The sequence below is a fragment of the Paraburkholderia terrae genome (genome assembly GCF_002902925.1).
GTDB lineage: Bacteria > Pseudomonadota > Gammaproteobacteria > Burkholderiales > Burkholderiaceae > Paraburkholderia > Paraburkholderia terrae.
On record NZ_CP026111.1, the window covers coordinates 3,029,414 to 3,043,131 of the forward strand.

General features: G+C 63.3%; 13 protein-coding genes. 1 reads left to right on the forward strand and 12 read right to left on the reverse strand.

Annotated features, from left to right (window positions below; all coding sequences use genetic code 11):
- Window positions 1-84 precede the first annotated feature (84 nt).
- The 9 genes from C2L65_RS13345 to C2L65_RS13385 all read right to left on the reverse strand — a co-directional run bounded on the left by C2L65_RS13345 (window position 85) and on the right by C2L65_RS13385 (window position 9,840).
- On the reverse strand, window positions 85-501 hold the full coding sequence (locus C2L65_RS13345; protein ID WP_042308006.1) for a CopD family protein: 417 nt from the start codon (window positions 499-501) through the stop codon (window positions 85-87).
- 36 nt (window positions 502-537) lie between these two features.
- Window positions 538-1,809, reverse strand: coding sequence for a glutamate-5-semialdehyde dehydrogenase (locus C2L65_RS13350; RefSeq protein WP_042308005.1), 1,272 nt, complete (start codon window positions 1,807-1,809; stop codon window positions 538-540).
- Window positions 1,810-2,037: 228 nt separating this feature from the next.
- Window positions 2,038-3,162, reverse strand: a complete 1,125-nt coding sequence (gene holA, locus C2L65_RS13355; RefSeq protein ID WP_042308003.1) for a DNA polymerase III subunit delta — start codon at window positions 3,160-3,162, stop codon at window positions 2,038-2,040.
- A 42-nt stretch (window positions 3,163-3,204) separates the two neighbouring features.
- Complete coding sequence (locus C2L65_RS13360) at window positions 3,205-3,756, reverse strand: LPS-assembly lipoprotein LptE (RefSeq protein WP_042308001.1); 552 nt, start codon at window positions 3,754-3,756, stop codon at window positions 3,205-3,207.
- A gap of 42 nt (window positions 3,757-3,798) precedes the next feature.
- Window positions 3,799-6,393, reverse strand: a complete 2,595-nt coding sequence (gene leuS / locus C2L65_RS13365) for a leucine--tRNA ligase (protein WP_042308045.1) — start codon at window positions 6,391-6,393, stop codon at window positions 3,799-3,801.
- Window positions 6,394-6,624: 231 nt separating this feature from the next.
- Window positions 6,625-7,095: an ExbD/TolR family protein gene (locus tag C2L65_RS13370; RefSeq protein ID WP_042308000.1), complete on the reverse strand. Its 471-nt coding sequence runs from the start codon at window positions 7,093-7,095 to the stop codon at window positions 6,625-6,627.
- An 81-nt stretch (window positions 7,096-7,176) separates the two neighbouring features.
- On the reverse strand, window positions 7,177-7,914 hold the full coding sequence (locus tag C2L65_RS13375; protein ID WP_042307998.1) for a MotA/TolQ/ExbB proton channel family protein: 738 nt from the start codon (window positions 7,912-7,914) through the stop codon (window positions 7,177-7,179).
- 62 nt (window positions 7,915-7,976) lie between these two features.
- Window positions 7,977-8,774: a 4-hydroxy-tetrahydrodipicolinate reductase gene (gene dapB / locus C2L65_RS13380; protein ID WP_042307996.1), complete on the reverse strand. Its 798-nt coding sequence runs from the start codon at window positions 8,772-8,774 to the stop codon at window positions 7,977-7,979.
- 157 nt (window positions 8,775-8,931) lie between these two features.
- Window positions 8,932-9,840, reverse strand: a complete 909-nt coding sequence (locus tag C2L65_RS13385) for an outer membrane protein assembly factor BamE (RefSeq protein WP_042307993.1) — start codon at window positions 9,838-9,840, stop codon at window positions 8,932-8,934.
- Window positions 9,841-9,951: 111 nt separating this feature from the next.
- Here C2L65_RS13385 and fur point away from each other — a divergent pair, with 111 nt between their 5' ends.
- Window positions 9,952-10,380, forward strand: coding sequence for a ferric iron uptake transcriptional regulator (gene fur, locus C2L65_RS13390; RefSeq protein ID WP_036002612.1), 429 nt, complete (start codon window positions 9,952-9,954; stop codon window positions 10,378-10,380).
- Between the two features lie 117 nt (window positions 10,381-10,497).
- Here the strand turns inward: fur and C2L65_RS13395 are convergent, their stop codons facing one another.
- The 3 genes from C2L65_RS13395 to C2L65_RS13405 all read right to left on the reverse strand — a co-directional run bounded on the left by C2L65_RS13395 (window position 10,498) and on the right by C2L65_RS13405 (window position 13,488).
- The gene (locus C2L65_RS13395) at window positions 10,498-11,010 is read right to left on the reverse strand and encodes an ureidoglycolate lyase (RefSeq protein WP_042307990.1); all 513 of its coding nucleotides are present in this window, start codon (window positions 11,008-11,010) and stop codon (window positions 10,498-10,500) included.
- A gap of 38 nt (window positions 11,011-11,048) precedes the next feature.
- Complete coding sequence (alc, locus tag C2L65_RS13400; RefSeq protein WP_042307988.1) at window positions 11,049-12,059, reverse strand: allantoicase; 1,011 nt, start codon at window positions 12,057-12,059, stop codon at window positions 11,049-11,051.
- Between the two features lie 97 nt (window positions 12,060-12,156).
- The gene (locus C2L65_RS13405) at window positions 12,157-13,488 is read right to left on the reverse strand and encodes a C4-dicarboxylate transporter DctA (protein ID WP_042307986.1); all 1,332 of its coding nucleotides are present in this window, start codon (window positions 13,486-13,488) and stop codon (window positions 12,157-12,159) included.
- Window positions 13,489-13,718: the final 230 nt, after the last annotated feature.

Below are 13,718 nucleotides of genomic sequence, written 5' to 3' on the forward strand. Positions count from 1 at the left end.
ATTGCAGGAAAGCAAAAATCCCGGTTTGCTGTTACCAGCAAACCGGGCTTCTGAACGAATTTCCCGAACCGACTACATCGAAAACTAAAACGGCTTGATGACTACCAGCGCGACAGCCGCCAGCATCCCCAGCACGGGGAGTTCGTTGAACATCCGATACCACTTGTGCGAGCGCCGGTTCTCACCGCGCTCGAACGTCCGCAGCAATACGCCGCAATACGCGTGATAAATAATCAGCAACACCACCACGCCGACCTTCGCGTGAATCCAGCCCTGCCCGCTGCCGATGCCGACCGCGAGCCACAGCCACAATCCGCACGCCAGCGCCGGCACCGCGATGAACGTCATGAAGCGAAACAGCTTGCGCGCCATGATCAAGAGGCGTTTCACCGCGTTCGTATCGGTCTCCATCGCGAGATTCACGTAGATCCGCGGCAGGTAGAAAAGCCCCGCGAACCATGAGGCCACCAGAACGATGTGAAACGTCTTGATCCACAACATCGGTATTAATCCTTCTTTTTGTTTCGATGTTCGAAATTATTGACGGCCTTCGCCGTGCCCCAGCACGACGTATTTCATCGATGTCAGCCCATCCAGGCCGACGGGACCGCGCGCATGCAGCTTGTCGTTTGAAATGCCGATCTCAGCGCCCAGCCCAAACTCGAAGCCGTCGGCAAAACGCGTCGATGCATTGACCATCACGCTCGCCGAATCCACTTCGCGCAGGAAGCGCATCGCGCGGTCGTGATCTTCCGTGACGATCGCGTCCGTGTGGTGCGAGCCGTATTCGTTGATGTGCTCGATCGCCTCGTCGATGCCGTCGACCACCTTGATAGCCAGCACGGGCGCGAGATATTCGGTGCGCCAGTCTTCTTCCGTTGCATCGACTAGCGGTTGCACGCCAGCCGCTTCGAGCACCTTGCGCGCCGCCGGATCGACACGCAGTTCCACGTCCTTGCCGCGATACAGTTTGCCGAGCGCCGGCAGCACTTCGGCCGCGATACCGCGCGCGACCAAAAGCGTCTCCATCGTGTTGCAGGTGCCGTAACGATGCGTCTTCGCGTTATCGCAGACCGTCATCGCCTTCGCGATGTCCGCGCGATCGTCGACATACACGTGGCAAATGCCATCGAGGTGCTTGATCATCGGCACGCGCGCTTCTTCCATCAGACGCGCGATCAAACTCTTGCCGCCACGCGGCACGATCACGTCGACGTATTCCGTCATCGTGATCAGCTTGCCGACTGCGGCACGGTCGGACGTCTCGACCACTTGCACCGCTTCCTGCGGCAAGCCCGCTGTCTCGAGCCCTTCGCCGATCAGCTTCGCCAGCGCCGTGTTGCATTCGAGCGCTTCCGACCCGCCCCGCAAGATCGTCGCGTTACCCGATTTGAGGCACAGCGCAGCCGCGTCGATCGTCACGTTCGGCCGCGATTCGTAGATGATGCCGATCACGCCCAGCGGCACACGCATCTGGCCGACCTGAATGCCGCTCGGCCGATACTTCAGATTGCTGATCTCGCCGATCGGATCGGCCAGCGCAGCCACTTGCCGCAAGCCTTCGACCATCGTCTTCAACGCCTTGTCCGACAGCGTCAGACGATCGATGAACGCGGCGTCGTGGCCCTTGTCGCGAGCGCGGGCGAGGTCACGCGCATTCGCTTCTTTCAGCTTGACCGTCTCGCGTTCGATGGCGACTGCAATGGCTTCGAGCGCGGCATTCTTCGCCGCCGTCGACGCCCGCGCCATCGCACGCGATGCGTGACGCGCGCGGCGGCCGAGGTCGGTCATGTACTGGTCGATATCCATGATGATTCCCGTTGTGCCGCAATATGCGTGGATGCGGCAGACAGTTTCTGTAAGCGGAACGATCCGCCGATTGTATGACGTGTGACAGTTGTCTGCTCGGGCGAGCGGCGCCGTGTCACGGGCTGGGAAAGGCTGCCGCGCCGCGATTGCGATGAATCTGGTATTCCGCCGAAACGCCCGCGTTATTCAAGCGAGGTCAGCGGCCAGATCCGTCAGGCGTGCGACAGCCTACGACGGTCGGCGCATTGGCGCCGGTCGCGCTGGAACTGGCCGGTTTGGCATGCCACGCACCGGAGAAGCGGATGTACCCGCGACGGCCATCGCAAGTTCGAAAAGCCCGGCCCACGGATCGGGCGGTGGATCATTGCGATGATTGCCCGGCGTGCCGCCCGACAACCCCTTTACCTGTCGATCGAGCTTCGCCGCGAACGCCAGCGCCTTTTCCAGCGACGCCTCCGTCACACGCGACAGCGCCGGTCCAACGAGCCGCTCACGCGGCCCCCACACGCGGTTTTCGCGCAGCAGCATCGGCAGCGGCTTGCCCGCCTCGACACCGCGCTTGATACGCAACAGCGTGCGAATTTCTTCGACGACAGCCCACAGCACGAGCACGGCCGCTTCGCCTTCGCCCTTCAGGCCGTCGATCATCCGCGACAGACGGCCTACATCGCCCGCGAGCATCGCTTCGTTGAGTTTGAACACGTCGTAGCGCGCGACGTTGAGCACGGCGTCGTGAACCTGTTCGAACGACAGCGCGCCGGACGGATACAACAGCCCCAGCTTCTGGATTTCCTGATGCGCAGCGAGCAGGTTGCCTTCGACGCGCTCGGCGATGAACTGCAACGAGCGCTTGCCCTCTTCGCCCGCCGCAACGCGCTGGCCTTGTTGCGCCAGACGCTGCCCAACCCAACCGGGCAATTGCGCGCGCTCGACAGGATCGATCTTCAACGCGACGCCCGCATCGGCCAGCGCCGTAAACCACGCGGCCTTTTGCGTCGCCGCATCGAGGCGCGGCAACGTCACGAGCGTCAGCACATCAGGATTCGCCGACGCGGCTAACGTCTTCAGCGCATCCGCGCCTTCCTTGCCGGGCTTGCCCGTCGGGATGCGCAATTCGACCAGTTGCCGGTCGCCGAACAGCGACATCGACTGACTCGCACCAAGCAGCGAACTCCAGTCGAAGCCGCGCTCCACCGTGAACACCGTGCGGTCAGTAAAGCCGTTCGCGCGCGCCGTCGCGCGGATGCGGTCGCACGCTTCCTGCGCGAGCAGATGCTCGTCGCCGTACACGACGTACAGACCGGCGGGACCTTTCGCGAGATGCGCTTCGAGCGCGTCAAGACGCAGTTGCATGGCGACGGATGAACGAGAGTGAAAGCAGGTCGATGCTGTGGATCAAAGCGGCGGCGGCGGCAGCGGTGCTCGCGGATTGACGCCCGGCACTTCCTGGCCCGGCGCCGGATGCAGCGAACGCACGACGGCAAGACGGCGCATCAGCTGATCGACGGCGTCGTTTTGCATGTCCGCGTAAAGGATGTCCGCTTCCGAAGCCTTCGCTTGCGAGAACTGGTCGCTATACGTCATCGCGCGATTCAGATGGATCGCGCTCGGCGGAATCAGCAGCGTGCCGTCGGCGCCGCGCACCGTGTAGTTCAGCCAGTAGTCGAGCGCGTATTCCTCGACGACACCCAGCGAGTTCAGCGTCAGCACGCTGTTGCCGCGCCCTTCGGAAATCGACAGGATGGCGTCGGCGTTGGCGGGCGAAGTCACGATCACCGTGTCGCTGCCACCCTGCACCATGCGCGTCAGGCGTGCGGCGACGGGCGCCGACGCGCCCGCGATGGCGAGGCGTTTGAACGCGTAGTCCTGCTGGCCACGCAGCTGGAAGCCGCACGCGGACAGCAGCGCCGCGCTGCACGCCAGAGTCAAAAACGATCTGCGAGTCACATGAGCTCCTGGTTCGCAGTTAAAGCGCAATCGATGCGTGCATCAGACGACGACGTTCACGAGACGGCCCGGCACGACGATAACCTTCTTCGCCGGCTTGCCTTCGCTGAACTTCGCGAACATTTCGTGCGCGAGCGCGACGGCTTCGATCGCTTCGCGCGATGCGTCCTTCGCGACCGTCACGGCGCCGCGCACCTTGCCGTTCACCTGCAGCACGAGTTCGATCTCGCTCTGCTCCAGCGCCTTTTCGTCGACCTTCGGCCACGGCGCGTCGAGCAGCGTGCCGAACTCGGCCTCATAGCCGAGTTCCTGCCACAGCTGGAACGTGACGTGCGGCACGACCGGGTACAGCACGCGCAGCAGCACGCCATAGCTTTCGCGCAGCACGGCGGTGCTCGCGCCCTTCGCGCCGTCGACCGCGTTGAGCATCTTCATCGCCGCCGACACGACCGTGTTGTACTGCAGACGCTGATAGTCGAAATCGGCCTGCTTCAGCACGCTGTAGATTTCGCGGCGCAGCGTCTTGTCGGTATCGGTGAGCTTCGCGGCGTCGAATGCGCCGCGCTGCGAGAGCGCCGCTTCATTCGCCTGACCGAACGACCACACGCGGCGCAGGAAGCGGCTTGCCCCTTCGACGCCCGCGCCCGACCATTCAAGCTGCTGCTCGGGAGGAGCCGCGAACATCGTGAACAGACGCGCGGTATCTGCACCGTACTGGTCGATCAGCACTTGCGGATCGACGCCGTTGTTCTTCGACTTCGACATCTTCTCGACGCCGCCCAGCACGACGGGCTGGCCGTCGGCGTTCAGCGTCGCGCCGACCGGGCGGCCCTTGTCGTCGTGCGTAACGGTGACGTCGGCCGGGTTGTACCAGGTCTTCTTGCCCGCGTCATTTTCGCGGTAATACGTTTCGTTGAGCACCATGCCCTGCGTGAGCAGGTTCTTCGCCGGCTCGCCGAACTTCACGATGCCGAGATCGCGGCAGACCTTCGCCCAGAAACGCGAGTACAACAGGTGAAGAATCGCGTGTTCGATGCCGCCGATGTACTGATCCATCGGCATCCAGTAATCGGTGCGTTCGTCGACCATCGTCTTCGCGTCGGGTGCCGCGTAGCGATAGAAGTACCAGGACGAATCGACGAAGGTGTCCATCGTGTCGGTTTCGCGCTTCGCAGCCGCGCCGCAGGTCGGACACGTGCAGTTCAGGAACGCTTCCGACTTCGCGAGCGGATTGCCCGTGCCGTCCGGCACGAGATCTTCCGGCAGCACGACGGGCAGATCCTTCTCGGGCACCGGCACGTCGCCGCACGACGGGCAGTGGATGATCGGGATCGGCGTGCCCCAGTAGCGCTGGCGCGAGATGCCCCAGTCGCGCAGACGCCACGTGACCTGCTTGTCGCCGAGGCCGAGCGCTTTCAGATCAGCGGCGATCGCGTCGACGGCTTCGCTGTACTTGAGGCCGTCGTACTTGCCACTGTTGACCAGGACGCCGTTTTCCTTGTCGCCGTACGACTCGTGCCACGCGTCCGTCGAGAACGGCTCGCCTTCGACTGCAACCACCTGCTTGACGGGAATGCCGTACTTCTTCACGAACGCGAAGTCGCGCTCGTCGTGCGCGGGCACGCCCATCACGGCGCCTTCGCCGTAGCTCATCAGCACGTAATTGCCAATCCACACCTCGACCTTTTCCTGCGTCAGCGGATGCGTGACGAAAAAGCCTGTGGCCATGCCCTTCTTTTCCATCGTCGCCATGTCGGCTTCGGCGACGCCGCCGTGCTTGCATTCGTCGATGAATGCCTGCAGTTCCGGCCTGCCTTGCGCGAGATGCGTGGCGAGCGGATGCTCCGCAGCGACCGCACAGAAGGTGACGCCCATGATCGTGTCGGCGCGCGTCGTGAACACACGCAGCAGCTTCTGTTCGCCGTCCAGTTCGTACGGGAAGCCGAAGTTCACGCCGAAGCTCTTGCCGATCCAGTTCTGCTGCATGATCTTCACGCGCTCGGGCCAGCCGAGGCCTTCGAGATCGTTCAGCAGTTCATCCGCGTACTGCGTGATGCGCATGTAGTACATCGGGATTTCGCGCTTCTCGACGAGCGCGCCCGAACGCCAGCCGCGGCCGTCGATCACCTGCTCGTTCGCGAGCACGGTCTGATCGACCGGGTCCCAGTTCACGGTGCCCGTCTTCTTGTACGCGATGCCCTTTTCGAGCATCTTCAGGAAGATCCACTGGTTCCACTTGTAGTAGTCCGGGCTGCAGGTGGCGACTTCGCGCGACCAGTCGATGGCGAGACCCATCGACTGCATCTGCTTCTTCATGTACGCGATGTTGTCGTACGTCCACTTTGCGGGCGGCACGTTGTTGGCCATCGCGGCGTTTTCGGCGGGCATGCCGAACGCGTCCCAGCCCATCGGCATCAGCGTGTTGTAGCCGTTCATCCGCAGATAGCGGTACATCACGTCGTTGATCGTGTAGTTGCGTACGTGCCCCATGTGCAGCTTGCCCGACGGATACGGCAGCATCGAAACGCAATAGAACTTCGGCTTGTCGGCCTTTTCCGTCGTTTTGTACGCGTCGGTGGCGCGCCATTGTCCTTGCGCGGCGGATTCGACGTCGGAGGGAACGTATTTTTCGTGCATGGTGTGATGGGATCGCTGTTCGGTGCCGCTGTTCGGGTGCTTCGGCACCGGCACGGTGCTCTGCTTGATGAAAGTCTTGTCGATTCCCCTCTCGTCAAGGGGAAAGGGCTGATTATACCGTTCGGCCGGGTTCACGCCGCGCGCGATTGAGCGTGTGCGATGCGCGTTGCGCGCCGATTCGGCGTGATGGGTGGTGAAAGCGTGCTGTTGGCCGGCACGGGCTGCTTCGGCTTATTGCGCCGCCGATGCGGCGGCGGGAGGCGTCGGCTGGCCCGCTTTGGCGTCGCCTGGAGGCGGCTCCGTGACGAAACCGATCCGCTCCAGACCCGCCTGCTGCGCCGCGCCCATCACCTGCGCGATCACTTCGTAGCGCGTCGAGCGCTCGGCGCGCAGATGGATTTCCGGCTGTTCCTTTTGCTTGCCCGCGTCGTTGAACTGCGCTCGCATCTGGTCGAGCGTGATCGGCTTGTCGTTCCAGTAGAGCTTGCCTGCGGCGTCGATCGACAGCGTGATGGTCTGCGGCGTCTCGCGCGCCTCAGCGGCCGCGACGCGCGGCAGATCCAGACGGATCGCGTGGGTGAACAGCGGCGCCGTGATGATAAAAATGACGAGCAGCACCAGCATCACGTCGATCAGCGGCGTCATGTTGATGTCCGCCATCGGCGCGGCCGTCTTGTGCCTGTCGAGTCCGCCGAATGCCATGTGTCGTGCCTCGTTCCTCGCGTTTCTTCTCGCGTTTGATACCTGGTGTGCCTGCGCGGCCGCCGTCTGCCCGATGCGGCTCTACGCCTGCGTGCGCGCTGGCGCCCGTTCGCCGTGGGTGTCTCTCGCGCCGCCGCGTGCGTTGTCGGACGCGTCGCCTGCGGGCGCGCAGACATACGCGTGCAGATCGTGCGCGAAGCCGTCGAGTTCCTCCGACAACTGCCGCACCATCCGTCCAAGCACGTTATAGGCGAGCACGGCGGGAATCGCGACGACGAGGCCGAACGCCGTCATGATGAGCGCCTCGCCGACGGGACCCGCGACGTTCTCGATCATCGCCTGCCCGCTTTGCGCGATGCTGCCGAGCGCGTGATAAATGCCCCACACGGTGCCCAGCAAGCCGACGAACGGCGCCGTGCTGCCCACCGACGCCAGCAGCACCTGCCCAAACTCGAGCCGCCGCTGCGAGCGGTGCAGCGCCTGACGCAGTGCCCGCAACACGCGTTCGCTGCGTTCGACGCGCGCGAGCAGCACGCCTGGTGTCTCGACTTCCGACGCCTGCAGCGCCGCTTCCGCCAATGGAGAAAAGATGTGCTCGCGATCCGCGAGACGCAGCGCTGCGACGCCTTCCGACAGCGTCGGCGCCTGCCAGAACCGCGCGACGGCGCGCGGCCCTTGCCGCTTCGCGCGGCTCAGTATCCAGCTTTTGACGATGAGGAAGCACCAGCTCGCAACCGACATCGCCAGCAACACGTACGCGACGCCATGCGTGATGGCGTCGCTGGTTTGCAGGTAGTGGAGGATGCCGGTGTCTGCCATCGGAGCTCTTTGGTCGCCTCGGCTACGGCGCCTTGACGGGTGAGAACAGGCTGACGCGGGGCTTAGCGCAAGCCGAGCACGTCCTGCATGTCGAACAGGCCGTTCTGGTGGCCTTCGAGGAAGCGCACCGCGCGCACCGCGCCTTGCGCGTACGACAGGCGGCTCGCCGACTTGTGCGTGATTTCGATGCGCTCACCGATGCCCGCGAACAGCACCGTGTGGTCGCCGACGATATCGCCGCCACGAATCGCCGAAAAACCGATGGTCGACGGATCGCGTTCGCCCGTCACGCCTTCGCGCGCGTAGACGGCGCAATCTTCGAGCTTGCGGCCAAGCGAATTGGCGATCACCTCGCCCATCGTCAGCGCCGTGCCCGACGGGGCGTCGACCTTGTGACGGTGATGCGCCTCGATGATTTCGATGTCGTAGCCTTGCGAGAAATGAGGCGCAGCGAATTCGAGCAGCTTCATCGTCACGTTCACGCCGACGCTGAAGTTCGACGCGAACACGATGCCGATCTTTTCCGACGCGGCGCGAATCTGCTCCTTCTGCGCGTCGTCGAAGCCCGTCGTGCCGATCACGAGTTTCGTGTTCGTGCGCAGCGCCGCGTCGATGTGCGCAAGCGTGCCTTCGGGGCGCGTGAAGTCGATCAGATAGTCGGATTGCGCGAGCACGGCGTCGATATCGTCCGACATCAGCACGCCCGTCTGCTTGCCGAGAAACGCGCCGGCGTCCTGACCGAGTTGCGGCGCGCCTGTGCGGTCGAGCGCGCCCGACAGCGTGACTTCAGGATCGTTGAGGACGGTTTCGATGAGCATCCGGCCCATGCGGCCCGACGCGCCGGCGATGGCAATTTTCATGGGTAGTCCTGCTAACAGCGCCTGAACATCGCGCCGACAGGCAGCGCGCCGAGAGGCGACAAAAGATACGAAGCGGGCGATGTCTCACAGCGAAGCGGCATCGCGGCAAGACACATGACAGGCGGACACGCCGCCCGTCATGTTACGGACAACGGAATCAGCCGCCCGTTCCCGTGGTCGTTCCCGATTGCGAGGAAGATTGCGACGACTTGGCGGGCGCGTCTTTCGACTGGCCGTTGTTGCTTTCCGGGCCAGTTGGACCCGTCGGGCCAACGGGGTTGTCGCTCGGTACGCCCTGCATCTGCGGAGGCGGCGGACGGGTGAAGCGGAACTGCGGCTGACCCGGCTCCGTCGAGTTCTGCGGCACGCCTCCGTTAGACGGCGGCGTGTTCGCGCGTACCGACGGCGTCGCGCCCGGCGCGGGCGATTGCACCGCGTTGGTCAGGCGGTTCGCAGCCTGTGCGGCCTGCGCGTTCGCGTCGACTGCGGGCAGATTGCCGGCCTGCGCGGCGTCCGACGTGGCCGAGCGCACGGTATCGGGCACCGTTACGGGCGCGGGCGCGTTCGCAGCAGCCGCCGCGCTCGCCTCAGCCGTTCCGCTGGCGACGACAGGCGCCACCTTCACCTTCTTGCCCGTGCGATCGCCGTCGATTTCGGCGAGCAGTTCGAGGTTGGACGGCAGATCTTCGCCACCCGACCAGCTCGCGACGCGATCACCCGTGAAGTTCACGATGAAATCGCGCTGCTGGACGACTGCCGTCGAACCGCGCTTGAAATAGAAGACGTAGTCCCAGCGGTCCGCGTGGAACATGTCGGAAAGAAGCGGCGTGCCGAGCACCTGCCGGACCTGAGCGCGCGACATGCCAACCTGCATTTGCGCAGCCGCTTCCTTCGATACGAAGTTACCTTGAACCACGGTAATGCGGTACGGCGTGATGCTTTGGGCAAAACGCTGAGTCAGGCTGTCATACGTGGAACATCCAGCAAGAACCGCCACCGCCGCCGCGACGATCAAGGTACGCCGTACGCGGCTCCCCCGGTTGATCAATAGAGCTTTTGGAATCATTTCCCTCACCGTGCGGGCTACGCGAGCCGCGCGTGTTTCCGTGTAAGATGACCTGAACAGCAATTCACATTACCATTAGAACCCTGCATTGTACTCTAGGGATCCCTTGCCATGACCAATCCAACCGATCTGAAGAATATCGGACTCAAGGCGACCCTACCGCGCCTCAAGATTCTGGAAATCTTTCAGCACAGCCCGGTGCGCCATCTGACCGCCGAAGATGTCTACCGCAGCCTGCTGCATGAAGAACTGGATATCGGGCTCGCCACGGTGTACCGCGTGCTCACACAGTTCGAACAGGCGGGCCTGCTGTCGCGTAGCAACTTCGAGTCGGGTAAAGCCGTTTTTGAGCTGAACGAAGGGACGCACCACGACCATCTGGTGTGTATCGACTGCGGGCTGGTCGAAGAGTTTTTCGACCCTGAAATCGAAAACCGCCAGCAGGCAATCGCGAAAGAACGCGGCTTCAAGCTGCAGGAACACGCGCTCGCCCTCTACGGCGTGTGTACGAAGGAAAAATGCCCGCATCGCAAGCACTGACGCGGGTTTCCGGGCATTTCGCGAGCGCGCGAAGCACCTGGAATTGACAGTAAGACGCAGAAAGGCCCGGTCGAATTCGTCGACCGGGCCTTTTGCTTTCTTCTGCTTACCAAACCCTTAAATCGCCGCTGTTTCGAACGATTCACGCTCCAGACGCCACGTTTGCGGCAACGCCAATTCATCGCAATTCGGCCCCTCTCCGCCACGATCGACGACGAGGAAATCGCTCACGCGCTCCAACGCGAGCAGCGGATGATGCCAGACGCCTCTCGCGTAATTGACGCCCTGCCAGCCGCGCGTCGAGAACGCTCTTAGCTTCGCTGGATCGAGATCGCCGGCCGGTGCGACGACGATCAGATAAGGCGCATCCGATAGCGGCACGAACGCCTGGCTGCCGAGCGGATGGCGCTCCATCATCGCGATCTCGATCGGCCATGCACGCGGCTGCGCGCGAAACACGTTGATCAGCGGGCGGCCGCCTTGCGTGCTCACATCGACTTTCGCGAGGTCGTGAAAACGCTCGGTGGTGCCTTCGTTGATCGGATAGTGGCGCGCGCCGTCCAGTTCGATCACGTCGCCGAATGGAGCGAACGCGTCTCGTGTCAGGCGCTCGATGCGCAGTGTGTTCATGGCCGTCTCCGTCGATCGTCTCTGCCGTGCAGCGTGTGTTATTCGAGTTCGCCCCACAGGCGCAACCGCGATACGCCGCCGTCCGGGTAAATGTTGAACCGCACGTGTGTCACGGGGCCAAGCGCGGCGAGTTCGGCGCTGAACGTATGCACGTTATCCATCTGCAACTTCTGTTCGGGTAACAGAACAGGCCAGAACATCGCTTGCGTGACGAGCGAGTCGTCGGTGCCGCCCGTCACGGACGCCGCCTGCAGCGAGCAGCGATCGGGGAAATTACCCTTGAAGTGTGCGGTATCCACTTCGACCTTGCGGATCACGCCCGGCCGCGCGAGCGCCACGATCGCCCAGTCGTTGCCCGGCTCGCGGCGGCGGCGCGTCTCCCAGCCATCGCCCATGTTCACGCCGCGTCCCGGCATCAGCATCTGCGAGGCCGGCCCGAAATGCTGGTTGTTCGCGGCGACCAGATACGCGCCATTTTCGACAGCGGCCAGATCGAGCAGGTTGCCGCGTTCGATGCGCTCCCAGTCGCGCTTCGGTTGCCCATAGACGCGCAGGCGCGCCAGCCCGCCGTCCGGATACAGATTCACGCGCAGATGCGTGAACGCGCGCGTATCGCTGACTTCGACGTAGTGATGCTGATTGCCTTGCAGCGTGGTCGCGGGAACGAGGGTTTGCCAGTCGGCATTGTCGGCGGGTACGTCTTCGTTCGAATAGCAGGCTTCGATCGATGCCGCGGGCGGGAAATTGCCCGTGAAGTGGCTCGTATCGAGATCGACGCCATGCACGATGCCCGGCCGCGCGAGCCGCACCACGCAGTAATCGTGGCCCGTCGTGCGCTTGCGGCGCGTTTCCCAGCCGTCCATCCATTTGCCGTGATCGTCGTATTTACCGGGGATGAACACGGCAGGCTGCGGGTCGAGCATCCGCTCTTTCGGTGCGAAGAATTCGTCGCTGGCAAAGAGCGCCTTCGCGCCCAGGCGTGGGTCGGCGAGGTTCATGTAGCGGCGGGTGAAGGCGGGTGCGTTCGGATCGAGAATCGGATTGGCCATGATCGGTTCAGTGTCGAGTTCGAGAGAGATGAGAGGCGGCGGACTGCGAGTCCGCCGCGTTTGCCATGAGTGGTCGGTCAGATGGCGGAAAGCGTTGTCAGACGGCGTGCGCCGGATTCGCGTGGGCCGTGTTGTCGTTGTCGTGATCGGTGCTGGCGGGCACGAAGCGGTAGTCGCTGTCGAGGTTCAGCACATGGCGCGCGCGCGCCTTGTCGATATCGTTTTCCCACACGGCGACGACGACGGTCGCGACGCAGTTGCCGATCAGGTTGGTCAGCGCGCGGGCGATGCCGACAAACCAGTCGACGGGCAGGATCAGCACGAGGCCGAGCACAGGAATCGCGGGAATCGCCGAGAGCGTCGCGGCGAGAATCACGATCGCCGAGCCGGGAATGCCGTGCGCGCCCTTCGACGTCACCAGCGACACCAGCACGACGACGATCAGATCGTGCATCGACAGCGGCGTATTCGTCGCCTGTGCGATGAAGATCACCGCGAGCGTCAGATAGATCGAGAAACCGTCGAGGTTGAACGAGTAGCCGGTCGGAATCACGAGACCAACGGTCGAATCCTTCACGCCCATCCATTCGAGCTTGCGCATGATCTGCGGCAGCACGGCGTCGGACGAAGCGGTGCCGAGTACGATCGACAGTTCTTCGCGCAGATAGCGGATCAGCTTGAACACGCTGAACCCGGCGAGACGCATCACGACACCCAGCACGACGGCGACGAACACGATGCAGCTCGCGTAGAACACGATGACGAGCATGCCGAGCTGCTTCAGCGACTCGACGCCATACGTGCCCGTGGTGAACGCGATCGCGCCCAGCACGCCGAGCGGCGCAAGCTTGATGATGAAGCTCATCACGCGGAAGAACACTTGCGCGAGTTCGTCGATCAGATCGTTGACGCGTTGTGCGCGCGGCCCGAGCAGCGACAGCGCGGAGCCGACCAGCACGGAGAACACGAGAATCTGCAGGATGTCGCCCTTCGCGAATGCGTCGATCGCGGTGTCGGGGATGATCTTCAGCAGGAAGCCGGCCGTGTCCTTCAGGCTCTTCGCGTGCTCCGTGTAGGTGGCGAGCGAACCGGCGTCGAGCGTATGCAGATCGATGTTCATGCCGACGCCCGGCCGCGTGGCATACGCGAGCACCGCGCCGATCACGAGAGCGATCGTCGTCATGATTTCGAAGTAGACGACGGCTTTCAGGCCGACGCGCCCTACTTTCTTCAGATCACCTGCGTGCGCCATGCCGCTGACGACCACACAGAACACGATCGGCCCGATCACCATCTTGATCAGCTTGAGAAAGCCGTCGCCCAACGGGCGCAGCGACTGCGCGAAATGCGGAAATAGCGCTCCGAGCACGATGCCCGCCACGAGAGCGATCACCACCCGGCCAAACAGCGAATTGAAAAACTTCAACACGGCTTTCTCCCGGTCACGAGTTGGGTCTAGAACATCTGTTCATACTGGTCCGACCAGTACTGTTATGGCCAATAGTAGGAAGCCGATATAGAGAGGTCAAGGATTGTCGGGAGGGTGTTTACCCGGTCTGGTCTGACCGGACTTCTCGCCCGGATCTTGCGTGTGGGTGAAGGTTTGCGCGAAACATTGAAAGCCGTTCTACAATACTGGTCAGACCGCACCGAGCCGCT